The following is a 15,722-nucleotide window of genomic DNA, read 5'->3' on the forward strand; positions in this document are numbered from 1 at the left end:
GTTGAAGAATCGGGCAATCGTTCATTGGCCGCGTGCCGGGCAGCACCGGCACGAGCCGTTTCGACGCGGGTGGCAGGGCGCGGCGACGCTCGGCCGCGTGCTGGCGGGCATGCTGCTGGCGCTCGCGTGTGTCGCCGCCCGGGCCGGAACCGTCCCGGTGACGGTCGTCGATGCCGGCAGCGGCCGGCCGGTGTCGGGTGCGCTCGGTTATGCGTCGGGCAGCAGCCTGGTTGCATCGGCTGCCGGCATGTTTGCCGCGCCGGCGGGCGACGTGACGCTCAGCGTGACCGCGCCCGGCTATGCACGTGCGGAGGTCGTGCTCGCCGCCGGCGAGACGGCACGCACGGTGCGGCTCGTCCCGTTCCGTCCGAAGGCCGTCTACCTGTCGGTCTACGGTGTCGCGGATCGCACGCTGCGCGACGCGGCGCTCGCGCTCCCGGGCCGCACGGCCGTCAACGCGTTCGTGATCGACGTGAAGGGCGATCGCGGGATGACGCCGTATCGCAGCGACGCACGCGAAGCGATCGGCGCGGCGAGCGGCGAGCCGGGCCCGCGCGTCGCGGATCTGCCGGCGCTGATCCGCGCATTCCACCTGCGCGGGCTCTACCTGATCGCGCGCATCGTCGTATTCAAGGACGATCCGCTCGCGGCCGCCCATCCCGACTGGGCCGTGCGCGACGCGGCCGGTGGAATCTGGCGTGATCGCGAGCATCTGCGCTGGATCGATCCGACCGTGCGCGCCGCGTGGGAACACAACTTCGATGTGGCCGAGGAGGCCGCGCGGATGGGTTTCGACGAGATCCAGTTCGACTATCTGCGCTTTCCGGATGCGGGCGGCCTGCGGTTCCACGAACCCAACACCGAGGCGAACCGCGTGGCCGCGATCACCGGATTCCTGGAGGGCGCGCGCGCCAGGTTGCGGCCTTACAACCGCTACCTGTCGGCCGATATCTTCGGCTACGTGTGCTGGAATGCCGACGACACGCAGATCGGGCAGCGGCTCGGCTCGCTGGGCGGGCTGGTCGATTATATTTCGCCGATGCTGTATCCGTCGGGCTTCACGTGGGGGCTGCCGGGCTGCCGCAAGCCGACCGATCACCCCGGCGAGATCGTCGGGCGGTCGCTCGCGGAAGCGATGCGCCGCACGGGGCTCGACGGCGTGCGGTTCCGGCCGTGGCTGCAGGCATTTCGCGACTATGCGTTCGACCGGCGCGCGTTCGATGCGGCAGACATCCGCGCGCAGGTCGACGCCGCGGACGCGGCCGGCACGGATGGATGGATGCTGTGGAATCCGCGCAATCGTTACGATCCCGCTGCGCTGCCGCGCTGACCGGTGCGCTGCTGTTCGCGCTGGTGCCGGCCGGCGCTCGCGCGGTGCGCGACGCGGCACCGGCGACGGCACCGGACCCGGCATCGGCATTGGCATCGGCATCGGCATCGGCATCGGCACCGGCACCGGCGACTGCGACTGCGACGGCCACGGCCACGGCCACGGCCACGGCGCCGCAACGCCAGGCCGCCGCGATCGATGCGGCGCTCGCGGCCGAAATCGCCGATGGCCATCTTGCCGGCGCGGTCGTCGTGACCGGCGACGCGGACGGCGTGCAGGTACGCGTGGCGCGCGGCTTGCGGGTGACGGGTGAGCACGCGGAGGCGATGACGGCCGATACCGTCTTCGATCTCGCGTCGCTGACCAAGCCCGTGGCGACGGCAGTCGCGATCTTCCAGCTCGCGGAGCGCGGCCTGCTGGGCCTCGACGCACCGGCCGCGCGCTACTGGCCCGCATTCGCGGCGCACGGCAAGGACACGATCACGATCCGCCAGTTGCTCGCGCACGTGTCGGGCCTGCCGGCCGGCGTGTCGTCGTCGCGCGCATTGCGCAGCCGTGCGGCCGTGCTGGCCGACATCGTCGCGATGACGCCCGCGGAGCCTCCCGGCACCCGTGTGCGCTACAGCGACGTCAACTACGTGGCGCTCGGCGAGATCGTCGCGCGGGTGTCGGGGCAGCCGCTCGACACATGGTGTGCGGGTCACGTGTTCGCGCCGCTCGGCATGGCCGATACCACCTTCAGGCCGGGCACGGCGATACGGGCACGCGTCGCGCCGACGCTTGTTCGCGACGGGCGGTTGCTCAGGGGGCGCGTGCACGATCCCGTCGCGGCGGCGATGGGCGGTGTCGCGGGCAATGCGGGGTTGTTCTCGAGTGCCGACGATCTGGCGCGTTTCGCGCGCATGCTGCTGAACGGTGGCACGCTCGGCGAGACACGCGTGCTCGGCGACGGCAGTGTCGCCGTGCTCGAGACGCCGGCCACGCTCGACGCCGAAGGCGACTGGCATACGCCCGGCTGGCGGGTCGGGCCGCCGCTCGTGGCGAACCGCTACCGGTTGCCGCCGGCCGGTGCGCTGGAGCATCTCGGCTATACGGGCACGGCGCTGTGGATCGATCCCGTGACGCGCCGTTTCGCGATCGTGCTGACGAGCCGGCTGTATCCCGACGAAACCGGCACCGCGATGCCGCTGCGCGCGCTCGTGGTCGGCCTCGTATCGAGCGCGGCCGCGCCGGTGACTTCACTGCAGATCGCGACACGCGTGCCGACGATGGCCGCGGCCGTCGCGCAGGCCGGCCGGTTGCCGGTTTCGCGCGGGCCGGTGCTGGCCGGTATCGACGTGCTTGCGGCAAGCGGTTTCGCCGCCGTGGCCGGCAAGCGCATCGCACTCCTGACCAACAGGAGCGGCTTCGACCGGTTCGGCCGGCGTTCGGCCGACCTGCTCGCGCGGGTGCCGGGCGCGCGGCTCGTCGCGCTGTTCGCGCCCGAACACGGGCTCGGCACGGATGTCGACGAAACGTTCGGCGACACGACCGACGCCGCGACCGGCGTGACCGTTCACAGCCTCTACGGCGACCGGCGCAGGATCGCGCCCGAGTGGCTCGCCGACGTCGACGTGCTGGTGATCGACCTGCAGGATGCAGGCGTGCGTTTCTTCACGTATCTGGCCACGCTCGGCTACGCGCTGGAGGCAGCGGCCGCCGCGCACCGCCCGGTGCTCGTGCTCGACCGCCCCGACCCGCTGGGCGCCGACGTGGTCGGCGGCCCCGTGGCCGATGCGGAGCCGGCGACGTTCACGGGGTATTACCCGTTGCCGCTGCAGCCCGGCATGACGCTTGGCGAACTCGCGCGGCTGTTCAATGCGCGCCTGCATATCGGCGCGGCGCTCACCGTGGTGCCGATGGCGAACTATGCGCGCGCGATGCGTTTCGACGACACCGGGCTCGGCTGGGTGGCCCCGTCGCCGAATTTGCGGGATGGCGCTGCCGTGTCGCTCTATCCGGAGACGGGGCTCATCGAAGGGGCGGCACTCAGCGTGGGGCGCGGAACCGCGACGCCGTTCGGCGTGGTCGGCGCGCCGTGGATCGACGGGCGCGTGCTCGCCGGCGATCTTCGCGCGACGGGGCTTGGTGCGACGTTCACGCCGGTCCGGTTCGTACCGGCGGAGGGGCCGTATCGCGGCAGGTTGTGCGAAGGCGTGCGCATCCAGCGGCTGCCCGGCGCGACGCGGCCGGGTGAAATCGGGCTCGCGCTCGCGCTGGCGTTGCGTCGGCGCTATCCGGTGCAATTCCGGATCGATGTGATTCGCGCGTCGATCGGCTCGCGCGAAGTGGCAGACATGCTGGATGCGGGGCGCCCGCTCGGCGAGATCGAACGGGTGGTCGACGCACGGAATGAAGCGTTCGCGCGCGAACGTGCGGCGTTTCTGCTGTACTGACGTCGGCGTCGCGCTGTCCTGCCGCGCCGGTCACGTTGCGCCACGCGCCGGCTACGGCATGTGCGAATGCCGCGCATCAACGGATCGATGCGAATTTCCACGGTGTCGTGCAATGGCAAAATTTGCCAAAACATGCCGTTTTGTGGCTTTTCACGCGGATGTCATCTCGCGTCGCGATAGTGCGGAATCGCGCGCCAGTCCCGTGGATCTACCCGAGGAACGCGGCGCACTGCAACCGATACGCACGCTCCGAACGGGCGGTGCATGACATCTCGACAGAAGGAGCGTGCCATCGTGAACGCCATCGCAGCGGCGGATGCTTACGACGTGATCGTCGTCGGCGCGGGCATCGTCGGCCTTGCCCATGCCTATACGGCGGCGCTCGAGGGGCTGCGCGTCTGCGTGGTCGAACGCGACGCCGCATGCGTGGGCGCGTCGATCCGCAATTTCGGTTTCGTCACGGTCACCGGGCAGCACGCCGGGCACAGCTGGCGGCGTGCGCGGGCGAGTCGCGAGGTCTGGGCGGACGTGGCGCCGCAAGCCGGCATCGACGTGCTTCACCAGGGCCTGCACCTGATTGCGCGTCGCCCCGAGGCGATGCACCTGATCGATGCGTTCATGCAGACCGGCATGGCCGACGGCTGCCGGGCCATGACGCCCGGCGAAGCGGCGGCCGTGGCGCCGGAACTGCGGCTGGACGGCGCGCAAGGCGTCCTGCACAGCCCGCATGAACTGCGCATCGAGCCGCGTACCGCGATCGGGTTGCTGGCGTCATGGCTGGCCGAGCGCTTCGGCGTGCGGTTCCGCTACGGCGAGATGGTGCACGAGGTGCGCACGCCGACGGTACGCACGTCGCGCGGCGTGCTGCATGCGGAGCGCGTGATCGTCTGCGGCAATGCGGACAGCCGTCACCTGTACGGCGACTGGTTCGCGCGGCACGAGGTCCGCCTGTGCCAGTTGCAGATGCTGCGCGTGCGGCCGCGCCGCCCGCTGGCGCTGCGCGCCGCGGTGATGAGCGACCTGAGCCTGCTGCGCTACGCGGGTTTCGCGGCGCTGCCCGCCGCCGGCGCGTTGCGTGCGCGCCTGAACGCGGAGGAGCCCGTGTGCGTCGGGTACGGCATCCACCTGATCGTGGTGCAGAGCGCCGACGGCAGTCTCGTGGTGGGCGATTCGCATGAATACGGCGCCGCACCGCTGCCGTTCGCAACGCAGGAGATCGATGCGCAGATCCTGCGCCTGCTGCACGAGACGCTCGATGTGACGGAACTCGATGTGGTCGAGCGCTGGACCGGCAGCTATCCGTCGGCGCCCGATGCCGATTGCGTGATCGAAGCGCCGGACGACGGCACGCGTGTCGTCGTCGTGACGAGCGGCGCCGGGATGAGCACGGGCTTCGGGATCGCGCAGGACGTGTTTGCCGCGTGGTGACGGCGTGGACGAGCCGGGGAGGCTCGCGCGGCTGAACCTGCCGGCGCCTGCCGATCGACAGCAGGCGCCGGCGCGATCATGCAGCCGTCACGCGTGACGGCGTGCGCCGCATTCGCCGCAGAACAGGTCGTCGGCGGCCATCGGCGCGTGACACTGCGCACACGCCGTGGCCTCGTCCGTGGCGGGCGAGGCCGTATCCGACGCCGGCAGCGAAGCCGTGCCGGCCGCACCGGCGGCGTGTGACGCGCGTGCTTTCGCGAGGTGATCGGCGGCGCGCTCGCGTGCCTGTTCGGCGTGGCGTTTCGCGTCCGCGACGTGCTGGCTCAGTTTCTCTTCGGTCGCGGAGAAATCGACGCCGCTGACCGTCTGCAGATAGATGAGGCACGTGCCGTTGACGAACGTCAGGAACGGGATCACGAGGCCGATCGCGACCAGCAGGCCGTTGCCGAAGCCGTACGCGCCCAGATAGGCCATGCTGCGGTAGTCGAATCCGCCCAGGCCGCCGAGCCCGCCTTCCGCCGCGTCCGCGCCGAGGCCATACGCGCCGGCATGGCGGCCGAATCCGCCCAGGCCGCCGAGCGTGCTCATCAGGCCGCCCAGCGGGCTGGTGCCGGTGGCCGCCGAGATCGACGAGGCGATCGCGGCGCCCGTGCCGAGAATGCCGAGTACGACCGCGGACAGGACGCCGACGAGCAGAAGCAGCCCGAACATCCTGACGATCACGCCGAGCAGCTGGCGGCGGCCGATCTGCAGCAGGCGCGCGGCGGTCTGCAGCGTCGAGTTGCCTTGCCAGATGGCAGGCGCGGCCAGCGGATAACCGACGTACCACATGCCGGCGAAGATCGCGCCCGCGACGATCGCCGCGAGCGGATACGCGATCGCATAGAGCAGCGGGCCGAGGCCCGGGATCTTGCAGACCAGGAACACGATCAGCAGCGCGAGCAGGAACAGCACCCAGCCGACGGCGAGCAGCACGCCGACCCCGATCAGGCGGTGGACGGTGAACGTCGCCTGCAGCAGCGCGTCGACGAATCCGACCGGCTCGCCCTGGGCATCGCGCATCAGCACGATGCCGACCGCGGAATAACCGATCAGCGAGATCGCGCAGGTCGCGATGACGAACAGCAGGCCGAGCACGGGGCTGTGACCGAGTACCTGGATCGTGAGCATGCCCATCAGCATGCTGGCGACGAGCGCGACAGCGCACATCGCGAGTGCGCGCCAGTTCGTGACGGCCTCGGCGGCGCGCAGTAGTCCGAACTTCCCCGACACGGGGGCGTGATCGAGCGTTGACATCGTTGAATCTCCTTGCAGGTGCGGGCGGGTCAGTGTGCGGCGGCGGCGTCGAGCAGCGCGACGACGGTGACGCCGTCGACCCGCGCGAGCTGGATGCTCGACTGCCGGACCGAGCCCGGCTTGCCGTTCAGGTAGACCTGGCTTTTCAGCGTATACGTGCCTTGAGGTGCGCCCGAAGGCAGTTTCAGCGTGAAGCTGTTGTCGAATTCGCCGCTGCCCGGTGTCGCGTTGACGACCTTCTCGCCGCGCTTGAACTGTTCACCCGACGGTGCATAGACGGTCACGACTTCCTTGACCTCCTGGACGGGCTCGTTCGTGCCGGACACCGCGCGAATCTGCGAGGCCAGCCTGATCGGCTCGCCGGCCTTGACGGCGGAGCGCGGCGTCACGACCGTGTTGTATGCGTCGATCTTCGCGTAGGGCGGCAGGTTGTTGCGGTTGCTCGCGCGGTAATCGCGATCGACTTCGGCTGCCGTCTTCGTCTGCCGTGTCGCCACTTCGATCACGGCGCACGCGGCGAGCCCGGCCACCGCGCCGCCGATCGCGCCCTTGGTGCCGCCGATCAGCGCGCCGACCAGCGCGCCGCCGGCGCCGAGCGCGGTACAGCGCAGCACGGATTCGGACGAGATCCCGCCGGCCCCGTTCTGGGTGGCGCAGCCGCTGGCGAGCAAGGTGACCGCGCAGGCCGCGGCGAGGGTTTTCTGGATGGTCATGTCGGTCTTCTCCGGCGCTTCATTCAAGTGTGCTGTTGTTGCGCAGTGCATCCATCTGCCGTGCCTTCGCCTTGCCGATGAGCGTCTTCGCCGGACGGTTGCCGGGCTCGATCGCAAGGACGCTTTCCGCTGTCGCGATGGCCTTGTCGTACTGGCCGCGCGACAGGTCGCCCTGCGCGCGTTTCAGCAGGCCGTCGACGGCGGGCGATGTGGGGTTGGCGGCCGTAGCCGCGCGCACGGGCGGTGCAGGGCGCGGCTTGTTGCGCGATGCTTCCGCAACGGCGGCGGGTGCGGCCGGTGCGGGTGCGTCGTCCTGCAGTTTCGCGAAGGGCGACGTCTGTTGTGCGTTCGCCGATGCCGTCGGCGGGTTCGATGCGGGCGGTGTCGCGGGCACCGAAGGCGTCGCGACATTCGTGACGACGGCCGGGCCCGTCGCGGGCGAGGCCGTGACTGCGGCGGCGGTGGCCGTATCGATCGGCGCGGACGCCGGTGTGTCGGCCGGCGTCGTCGCAACGACCTCGCTGGCGATGACGGTACCCGCTGCGGTGATGTCCGACGCGGCATTGGCGGGAACGGCCGGCACCGTGGATGCGGCGACCGGCTCGGGTGTTGCGGGGGCGCTCGCCTGGCGGCCGTGCCACCAGAATGCGCCGCCCGCGCAGGCGACGGCGACCGCGACGCCCGCCGCAATGAGCTTGAGTCTTGCCGACGTGTCGCCGTTCGTCGTCGCGGGCTGTGCGATCGGCCGGGGCACCACACCGGATACCGGACGCATGGGTTCGGTATCCGGCGCCGGCGCGGTATCGGTGTCCGGTACCTCGCGAGGTTCGGCGACCGTTTCGACGGCGATCATGTCGTCGGCGGCGAGCGCCGCTTCGGTGCTTGCCGATGCGCCCGCAGGCCCGGACTGCCCATCAGTGACGACGGGTGAGACATGCGACGCAGCGACCGTATCGCCGCGATGGTCTGCCGCTGCGTTGGGCGTGGCGGTTGCCGCGGCGCCATGCGATGGCAGCGGTGCGCTCGCGCGACCCGATTCCGCATCGGCGATGTTCGCGACGTGCGGGATATCGTTCGGGGCGGTGTTCGCCGCCGGTGATTCGACGCCGATGTCGTGCGCAGGCGCGTGAGTCGATTCCGCGGCCGCGTATGCGGGTTGCGGTGCGGACTCGGCCGGTGGAGCGGGCGCGTCGGTTTCGATTGCGCCATTGTCATTCGCGGATGCGACGGGCGTTCCGCACTTGTTGCAGAAACGCTGGCCTGGCGTCAGAACGGCATGGCAGCTCCGGCATGGTGCGCCGGCCGCTTCGTTCCGAGTGGCCGCCACCGGTGTTCCGCATTGCTTGCAGAACTTGAGCCCGATGGGAAGATCGGTGCCGCAGTGGGTACACGCAGTCATGATTCAGTAATCCTCTTCTTTTGATCGATCGACGTGACGGCGCCGTGCGAGCAAGCGCACGCATGTCCGAATCGCGGGATGGCGGCGTGTCGGCCGTGTGCTACGAATGCACGCGACGCGGAACGGGCCGCTCGGCGCGGGATATCAGTCGAATTCGGGACGGCCGCGCGGGAAGTGGCGGCATGGAGAAGAAGAGATCCGGCCGACGTGGATCGGCACGTATGGCACATACGGCCCGACGAATCCGGATGTTCCGGTATTGAATGGCGAGTTCAAGCTTTCCCCGTTTCAGTCGCCAGGTTGAATCCGGCGGACTGTTTTCATTATTTGGATTGTTAATACGAATGGTCTTCTGCAGCGGATATTACACTGAAATTACGAGGTTTTGCCATTCGCCAATCGCGTGACGAAGTATGTCGACGGAGAGTTGCAAAGCACGGCAGCGAGTGCCTGGCGGCTTCGGAACGGACGTCATGGCGCAGGAAGAATTCCGCTCGAAAATGCGCATCTGCCGTCACAGCAGACAGACGCGACGCAGCGTGACCGTGCGCAGATACACGGATTTATCGAGCCACGGCACAAACACGTACTCGTCGTATGCGTCGCAGCCGATCAGAATCCAGTGGGACAGAACGTTGGACATGATGGTCTCCTTGAGCCGGCTCGTTTCTCTCTCTCTGGGGTGGCGGGTGCCGACGTGCAGCTGTCGTTGTTCCGTCGTGCGCTCACACTCGGTATACCCGGCCAGCACGGTACCTATTCCCGAAGCCGCGCGACGCATTTCCGCTGCATGTCGTTCATTGCGGGAATAAACGGGCTGGTTTCCCGGTATGTCGATCACGCACTGGAAGCATCGAGAGGAGGCGCCAATGCACGACAGGGAGAAGCAGGCCCGCGACACGCCGGGCCGGGCGCAGCGCGATCGCGAGGGCGCCTCGAACGTGGGCGGGGTGCAGCGGTCGTCGTGGTTGCGGGAGGGCGGCATGCGCCCGCCAAAGAGCAATCGTGCCTTGCGTCGCGCACCGCGCACGCATGACCCCGACGACGGTCGACCGGTGTCGGTGCATGACCTGATGCGCAAGACCGCGCGGAGGCTGCAGCTCGGGTCCGGCATCCTGCTGTGGCTTTATATTTCGATTCACATGGTCAATCACGCGCTCGGCATCTGGTCCATCGATATCGCCGAGCGCGGGCTGCACCTGGCGATCGGGCTCTGGCAAAGCCTGCCCGGAACGATCGTGCTGTACGGCGCGGCCGGCCTGCATTTCGCGCTGGCGATTCGCACCATTTACGGCCGCCGGCACTGGTCGCTGCCGCCCGCCGAATGGCTGCGTCTCTGGGCGGGACTCAGCCTGCCCATGCTGTTGATCCGCCATGTTGTCGGGACCCGCGTAGCGACCTCGTTCTACGGCTTCGAACCCAACTACGAACGGGTCATCGTGTCGCTTCTCACGAGCGGCACGCAGGGGCTGCAGATCGCGCTGCTTGCACCGGGGTGGGTGCACGGCAGTCTCGGGTTGTGGTTTCATCTGCGCCGGCGCGCGTTTTTTCGTCGCGCCAGGTTCGTGCTGCTGGCCTTGCTCGTCCTGCTGCCCGTGCTGTCGGCGGCGGGTTTCGTGCAGATGACGCGCGCGATCGTGCCGGAAAGTCTTGCCGTCCCGGCGCCCGATGCGGCGCTGGTCGCGCATCGCGCCGCGCTCGACAGCTGGCGGCATCTCCTTGTCGCCGGTTATCTGTCGCTGATTGCGATTGCTTTCACCGGCGGTCAGTTGCGAAACCGACTCTCCGGCGACGATTCCCCCGATTCATCCGCTGAGCCGCGGCGAGAACCGACGCATGAATGAATACCGCGCACCCGCTCGCGATTCGCGATCCGCGCATGCCGGCTGCACGCGCAGCGGCGCAAGCCGGACAGGTAAAGTCTGCTGACAGAATCTGGCAGGGGCTTCGGCGATACTGTGCGTTTTCGCACCCGATGATCCGCGACGCGCGTCGAATCTCCACGTCATGACAACCACTCAAGTTCCCGTCCCGTTGAAGGAGTTGCTGGGGAAGCGGCAATTCCATGCGCTGTCCGACGCGCTGCATTCGATCGAGCCTGCCTTCGACCGGCCGGCATTTCTGGCGACGGCGCTCGAAGGCCTCGACGGCCTGACGTTGATGGAGCGCGTCAGGCGCGCCAGTCTTGCGATCGACACGGGCGCACGGCCGCTGCAGGGCGGGTACGATGCCGTGCTGGCGTTGTTGCAGGAGGCAGCGCCGCGACTGGGCCGGGGTTTCGTATCGCTCATCGCGCCCGATTACGTCGGGCAGTACGGTCGTCACGCGTTCGACCGTTCGATGGACGCGCTGAAATACTTCACGCCGTTCGGCACGTCGGAATTCGCGGTGCGCGAATTCCTGCGCATCGACCTGGCGCGTGCGCTCGCAACGATGGAAGCCTGGTCGCACGATACGGACGATGCCGTGCGCCGGCTGGCGAGCGAGGGAAGCCGCCCGCGTCTGCCCTGGTCGTTCCGGCTCCGCGACATCGAGGCCGACCCGTCGCTGGCCGCGCGGATTCTCGACAACCTTCGCTCGGACCCGAGCGCCTATGTGCGCCGCTCGGTCGCGAATCACCTGAACGACGTGGCGAAGACGCATCCGGCGTGGGTGCTCGATCGGGCCGAACGATGGGGCGGCGACCATCCGCATACGCGATGGATCGTCCGTCATGCGCTCCGCACGCTCGTGAAGCAGGGCAATGCGCGAGCGCTCGCGATCCTGGGTGCCGACAGCGCGCCGCGTCTGGAAATCGGCCCGTTCGGCGTGACGCCCGCGCAGGTGGTGCTCGGCGAGTCGATTACGCTCGCGTGCGAGCTGCAATCGACGGCCGAGACCGCGCAGCGGCTCGTCGTCGATTACCGTATCGCGTATGTGAAGCAGAATGGCGACGCGTCGCCGAAGGTGTTCAAGCTGAAGGGGCTGACGCTCGAACCCGGGCAGCGCGTCACGCTGCAGCATAGTCGTCCGATGCGCGATTTCACGACGCGCCGGCACTATGCGGGCCGGCATGAGGTGGAGCTGATCGTCAACGGTCAGGTCGTTGCGCGATCGTTTTTCGAGCTCGCCGTGTGAGTGGCGGTTGGCGGGCGGGAGATGGGGCGGCCGACGTTTCGCGCTTGCCGGCCCTGCCCGCCGCACGGGCGTGGGAGGCGGCGAAGGTGTTGCTGAACGAGTCAGCGGTCGCAACCGGGAGTACGCGTCAAACGCGTAGTCGTCAGGGTTAGGCATTTGCTGTCGGCTCCCCGCCGCGCGTTCCGTGCGCCGCGCGTGCCGGTCGGCGGCACTGAGTGCCGGAGGCGCCACTCACACAGCATCCAGCGCGGAATCGGATCGGCAATCCGGGGCGCGCCGCCATCGCTCGACAGAGCCGCGCCCGAGTGTCCAGTTTGCGTCCGGACGGAACGGCGCAGGTTCCGTTTCATGGGGCCGGATTGGAGAGCCATGCCGGCATTGGCTCACGGGGCGGGCACGATGCAAAGATAAACGAAATGTGATCCCTCCCTCCCGCAAAATTTTGCACAATGGCGGCAGCGCGGCGCATTGCCGCGATTCGCTCCCCGGGGAACCCGGCCAGCCGGCCCGGGCCCGGGGCCGGCCCGAACCGATACCCGACCTCGGCACCGACGTGCCGCCATCCGCCGCCATGGACCAACCGAAACGCATCCTGATCGTCGAAGACGACGCCGACATCGCCGACGTGCTCAGCCTGCACCTGCGTGACGAGCGCTACGAGGTCGTGCACAGCGCGGACGGCGCCGAAGGGCTGCGCCTGCTCGAGCAGGGCGGCTGGGATGCGCTGATCCTCGACCTGATGCTGCCGGGCGTCGACGGCCTGGAAATCTGCCGGCGCGCGCGGGCGATGACGCGCTACACGCCGATCATCATCACGAGCGCGCGCTCGAGCGAGGTGCACCGGATCCTCGGCCTCGAGCTCGGCGCCGACGACTATCTGGCCAAGCCGTTCTCGGTGCTCGAACTCGTCGCGCGTGTGAAGGCGCTGCTGCGCCGCGTCGATGCGCTCGCGCGCGATTCGCGGATCGATGCGGGTACGCTCGACGTCGCGGGGCTGGCGATCGACCCGATCGCGCGCGAAGCGAGCGTCGACGGCGCGCGTATCGACCTCACGCCGCGCGAATTCGACCTGCTGTATTTCTTCGCGCGGCACCCGGGCAAGGTGTTCTCGCGGATGGACCTGCTCAATGCCGTGTGGGGTTACCAGCACGAAGGCTACGAACACACGGTCAACACCCACATCAACCGGCTGCGCGCGAAGATCGAGGCCGATCCGGCGGAGCCCGTGCGGATCCTCACCGTGTGGGGCCGCGGTTACAAGCTCGCCGCGCCGGGCCAGCGGGACGGATGATGAAGCTCACCCTCACCCAGCGGCTGTCGTTCGTGTTCTCGGTGCTGCTGCTCGCGTGCTCGGGCGCATCGGCGTGGCTGCAGATCCGCGCGAACGACATGCGCGAGCAGGAAGTCGTGCAGGGGCTGTCGCGTGACCTCGCCGCCAATATCGTCGACAGCGTGACCCACAGTGCGCCGCTGATGGACGCCAACGGGCTGCGCCCGGACGCCGTGCGCACGCTGTTCGGCCAGCTGATGGGCGTGAACCCGAGCGTCGAGGTCTATCTGCTGGACAACGCGGGGCGCATCAAGGGCGACGATGCGCCGCCCGGCCACGTGAGGCGCGACCGCGTCGATCTCGCCCCCGTGCAGCGCTTCATCGCGGGCGAGCCGCTGCCGATCCTCGGCGACGATCCGCGCAGCCCCGACGCACGCAAGGTCTTCAGCGCCGCGCCGCTGCAGCGCGCGGGGCAGCCGCCGTCGGGCTACATCTACGTGGTGCTGCTCGGCGAGGCGCACGACCGGCTGGCCGCGCGCGTGGACGCCGGCAACGTGCTGCGCACGACGCTGTGGTCGATGGCGCTCGTCGCGCTGCTCGGCCTGCTCGCGGGCCTCACCGCGTTCAGCTTCATCACGCGCCCGCTGCGCCGGCTGACGGACGCGATGCGCCGCTTCGACGCGAACGGCACGCCCGACACGCAGCCGCCGGTGCCGCGCTCGCGGCCGGGCCGGCGCGGCGACGACATCGTCGTGCTCGAATCCGCGTTCGCGCAGATGGCCGACCGGATCGGCGACCAGTGGCGCGCGCTGACGCGCCAGGACCAGCAGCGGCGCGAGCTGATCACGAACATCTCGCACGACCTGCGCACGCCGCTCACGTCGCTGCACGGCTACCTGGAGACGCTGTCGCTGAAGGCCGACACGCTCGCCGACACCGAACGGCGTCGCTACCTGTCGATCGCGCTCGCGCAGAGCGCGAAGGTCGGGCGGCTCGCGCAGGCGCTGTTCGAGCTCGCACGCCTCGAATCGGGCGGCGTGCAGGCCGAGCGCGAGCCGTTCTCGCTCGTCGATCTCGTGCAGGACGTGTTCCAGAAGTTCGAGCTGACCGCGCAGGCGCGCGGCGTCGCGCTGCATGCGCGGATTCCGGCGCGGGTACCGGTCGTGTCGGCCGATCTCGGGATGATCGAGCGCGTGCTGACCAACCTGCTCGACAACGCGCTGCGGCATACGCCTGCGCACGGCGAGGTCGAGGTCGCGCTGGAGCCGCGCGGTGACCGCGTGCTCGTGACCGTGGCCGATACCGGGGAAGGGATTCCGGCGGCGCGGCGCGAAGGGTTGTTCCAGCGGCCGCAGCGGCCGATGAGCGGCGGCGCGGTGACGAGCGGCGGGCTCGGGCTGCTGATCGTGCACCGGATGCTGGCGCTCAACGGCAGCAGTATCCGGCTGGTCGACCGGCCCGGGCGGGGGGCGGTGTTCGAGTTCGCGCTGGCGGTGGCCGCGTCCGCGACCGGCGACGGGCGCTGAGCGCTGAGCGCGGTCACTGCTCGCGCTCAGCCGCCGCGCTTGTTGCGCCGCACGTCGCTCGGCGTCATGCCGGTCCAGCGCTTGAACGCGTGGCGGAAACCCACCGCATCGCTGAAGCCGAGCGTCGATGCGATGTCCTCGGTGCTGAGCGTGGTCGTGCCGAGATAGTCGATCGCGAGCGCCTTGCGCACGCTCGCCAGCAGTTCGCTGTACGAGGTGCCTTCGGCTTCGAGCTTGCGGCGCAGCGTGCGCGACGTGATGCACAGGATCGCCGCGATCGCGTCGATATCGGGGAATTGTCCCGGCGTGCGGGTGAGTTCCTGGTACACGCGCCGCGTGACGCCGGCCTGGCTGCGCAATTCGTCGAGCAGGCTCGCGCAATGCGACGACACCTGCGCGGCGGTAATCGGATTCGCGAGCTGCGGCGCGCGCGCGAGCCACGCGGCCGGGTAGCTGAGCACATGATGCGGCTGGTCGAACGCGATCGGGCATTCGAGCGCATCGCCTAGCAGCGCCGCGTGCGCCGGCTGCGGCTGCGCGAACTGCGCGCGCGCCGGCACGCACCACGCACCCATCACGTCCTTGATGATCGTCACGTGCAGCGCGAACTGCATGTCGATCAGGAAACGGTACAGCGGCTCGTCGAGATCGGGCAGCGCGACTTCGTGCCGGTCGGGAAACAGCCACGACGCGGTATCGCCCTGTTCGACCCAGCGGATCGCGAGCATGCCGTTCGCGAGCCGGTGATATTTGACGGCCGATTCGAACGCGTGCGCGAGCGATTCCGAGCACAGCATCGCGTAGCCGTACATCCCGTAGCTCGTCACGTGCAGCCGGTGGCCGACGCGCACGCCGAGATCGGTGCCGTCATGGCGGCCGATGGCATTGCGCGCGGCCGTGAGGAACTGCAGCGGGGACGTGAGCGTGAACGGGTCCGCGACGGCGGCCGGCGTGAGGCCGGTACCGTCGAGCACCGCGACCGGGTCGATGCCGGCTTGCGCGGCCACGTCGAGCAGCACGGCCAGCTTGGCCGGCGTGAAGCGCTGCTGGCGCAACGTGTGGGCCGGCTCGAGGTCCGGCAGGCGGGCGGCGCGGGCGGTCGTCGGGTTCAAGGGCACACTGCGCGGCATGGGAACATCCTGCGTCCGAATCGATATCGTTTACGGCACGCAATTCTGCTCGGGATCGGTCCCATGCGCCACAGGGTT

The 15,722-nt window shown here is 69.3% G+C and carries 12 protein-coding genes and 1 pseudogene; 7 read left to right on the plus strand and 6 right to left on the minus strand.

The window, feature by feature from the left end:
• Positions 1–109 precede the first annotated feature (109 nt).
• The 3 genes from DPV79_RS14660 (at position 110) to DPV79_RS14670 (ending at position 5,193) form a co-directional block, all read left to right on the plus strand.
• Entirely contained in the window at positions 110–1,330 is a 1,221-nt protein-coding gene (locus DPV79_RS14660; RefSeq protein WP_060148402.1) for a putative glycoside hydrolase, read from the plus strand.
• Positions 1,276–3,765: an exo-beta-N-acetylmuramidase NamZ domain-containing protein gene (locus DPV79_RS14665; RefSeq protein WP_113045719.1), complete on the plus strand. Its 2,490-nt coding sequence runs from the start codon at positions 1,276–1,278 to the stop codon at positions 3,763–3,765. Before DPV79_RS14660 ends, DPV79_RS14665 begins: the two co-directional genes overlap by 55 nt.
• A 264-nt stretch (positions 3,766–4,029) precedes the next feature.
• Entirely contained in the window at positions 4,030–5,193 is a 1,164-nt protein-coding gene (locus DPV79_RS14670; RefSeq protein ID WP_113045720.1) for a TIGR03364 family FAD-dependent oxidoreductase, read from the plus strand.
• An 87-nt stretch (positions 5,194–5,280) separates the two neighbouring features.
• On the opposite strand, the gene DPV79_RS14675 is transcribed toward DPV79_RS14670, so the two are convergent.
• From DPV79_RS14675 to DPV79_RS43635, 5 genes and pseudogenes are all read right to left on the minus strand, one after another.
• Positions 5,281–6,489 (minus strand): zinc ribbon domain-containing protein, encoded by a 1,209-nt coding sequence (locus DPV79_RS14675; protein ID WP_060280305.1) that lies wholly within the window; start codon positions 6,487–6,489, stop codon positions 5,281–5,283.
• A 29-nt stretch (positions 6,490–6,518) separates the two neighbouring features.
• A complete protein-coding gene (locus tag DPV79_RS14680; RefSeq protein WP_244321749.1) occupies positions 6,519–7,202 on the minus strand; it encodes an arrestin family protein in 684 nt (227 codons plus the stop codon).
• Positions 7,203–7,221: 19 nt separating this feature from the next.
• Complete coding sequence (locus DPV79_RS43335; RefSeq protein WP_244321750.1) at positions 7,222–7,977, minus strand: hypothetical protein; 756 nt, start codon at positions 7,975–7,977, stop codon at positions 7,222–7,224.
• Positions 7,978–8,448: 471 nt separating this feature from the next.
• Positions 8,449–8,601, minus strand: a pseudogene (locus tag DPV79_RS43865) (double zinc ribbon domain-containing protein); the annotation flags it as partial.
• Positions 8,602–9,115: 514 nt separating this feature from the next.
• Positions 9,116–9,244: a hypothetical protein gene (locus tag DPV79_RS43635; RefSeq protein WP_021162513.1), complete on the minus strand. Its 129-nt coding sequence runs from the start codon at positions 9,242–9,244 to the stop codon at positions 9,116–9,118.
• 226 nt (positions 9,245–9,470) lie between these two features.
• On the opposite strand from DPV79_RS43635, the gene DPV79_RS14695 reads away from it, so the two are divergent.
• The 4 genes from DPV79_RS14695 to DPV79_RS14715 all read left to right on the plus strand — a co-directional run bounded on the left by DPV79_RS14695 (position 9,471) and on the right by DPV79_RS14715 (position 14,514).
• The gene (locus DPV79_RS14695; RefSeq protein ID WP_341867603.1) at positions 9,471–10,445 is read left to right on the plus strand and encodes a hypothetical protein; all 975 of its coding nucleotides are present in this window, start codon (positions 9,471–9,473) and stop codon (positions 10,443–10,445) included.
• 163 nt (positions 10,446–10,608) lie between these two features.
• On the plus strand, positions 10,609–11,718 hold the full coding sequence (locus DPV79_RS14700) for a DNA alkylation repair protein (RefSeq protein WP_113045724.1): 1,110 nt from the start codon (positions 10,609–10,611) through the stop codon (positions 11,716–11,718).
• Between the two features lie 571 nt (positions 11,719–12,289).
• Complete coding sequence (locus DPV79_RS14710; RefSeq protein ID WP_021162521.1) at positions 12,290–13,009, plus strand: response regulator transcription factor; 720 nt, start codon at positions 12,290–12,292, stop codon at positions 13,007–13,009.
• Complete coding sequence (locus DPV79_RS14715; RefSeq protein ID WP_113045758.1) at positions 13,009–14,514, plus strand: sensor histidine kinase; 1,506 nt, start codon at positions 13,009–13,011, stop codon at positions 14,512–14,514. Before DPV79_RS14710 ends, DPV79_RS14715 begins: the two co-directional genes overlap by 1 nt.
• 26 nt (positions 14,515–14,540) lie before the next feature.
• Here DPV79_RS14715 and DPV79_RS14720 read toward each other — a convergent pair whose 3' ends face one another.
• Entirely contained in the window at positions 14,541–15,644 is a 1,104-nt protein-coding gene (locus DPV79_RS14720; protein WP_113045725.1) for an AraC family transcriptional regulator, read from the minus strand.
• Between the last annotated feature and the right edge of the window lie 78 nt (positions 15,645–15,722).

This window comes from Burkholderia reimsis, from assembly GCF_003294055.1.
GTDB classification, from domain to species: Bacteria; Pseudomonadota; Gammaproteobacteria; order Burkholderiales; family Burkholderiaceae; genus Burkholderia; species Burkholderia cepacia.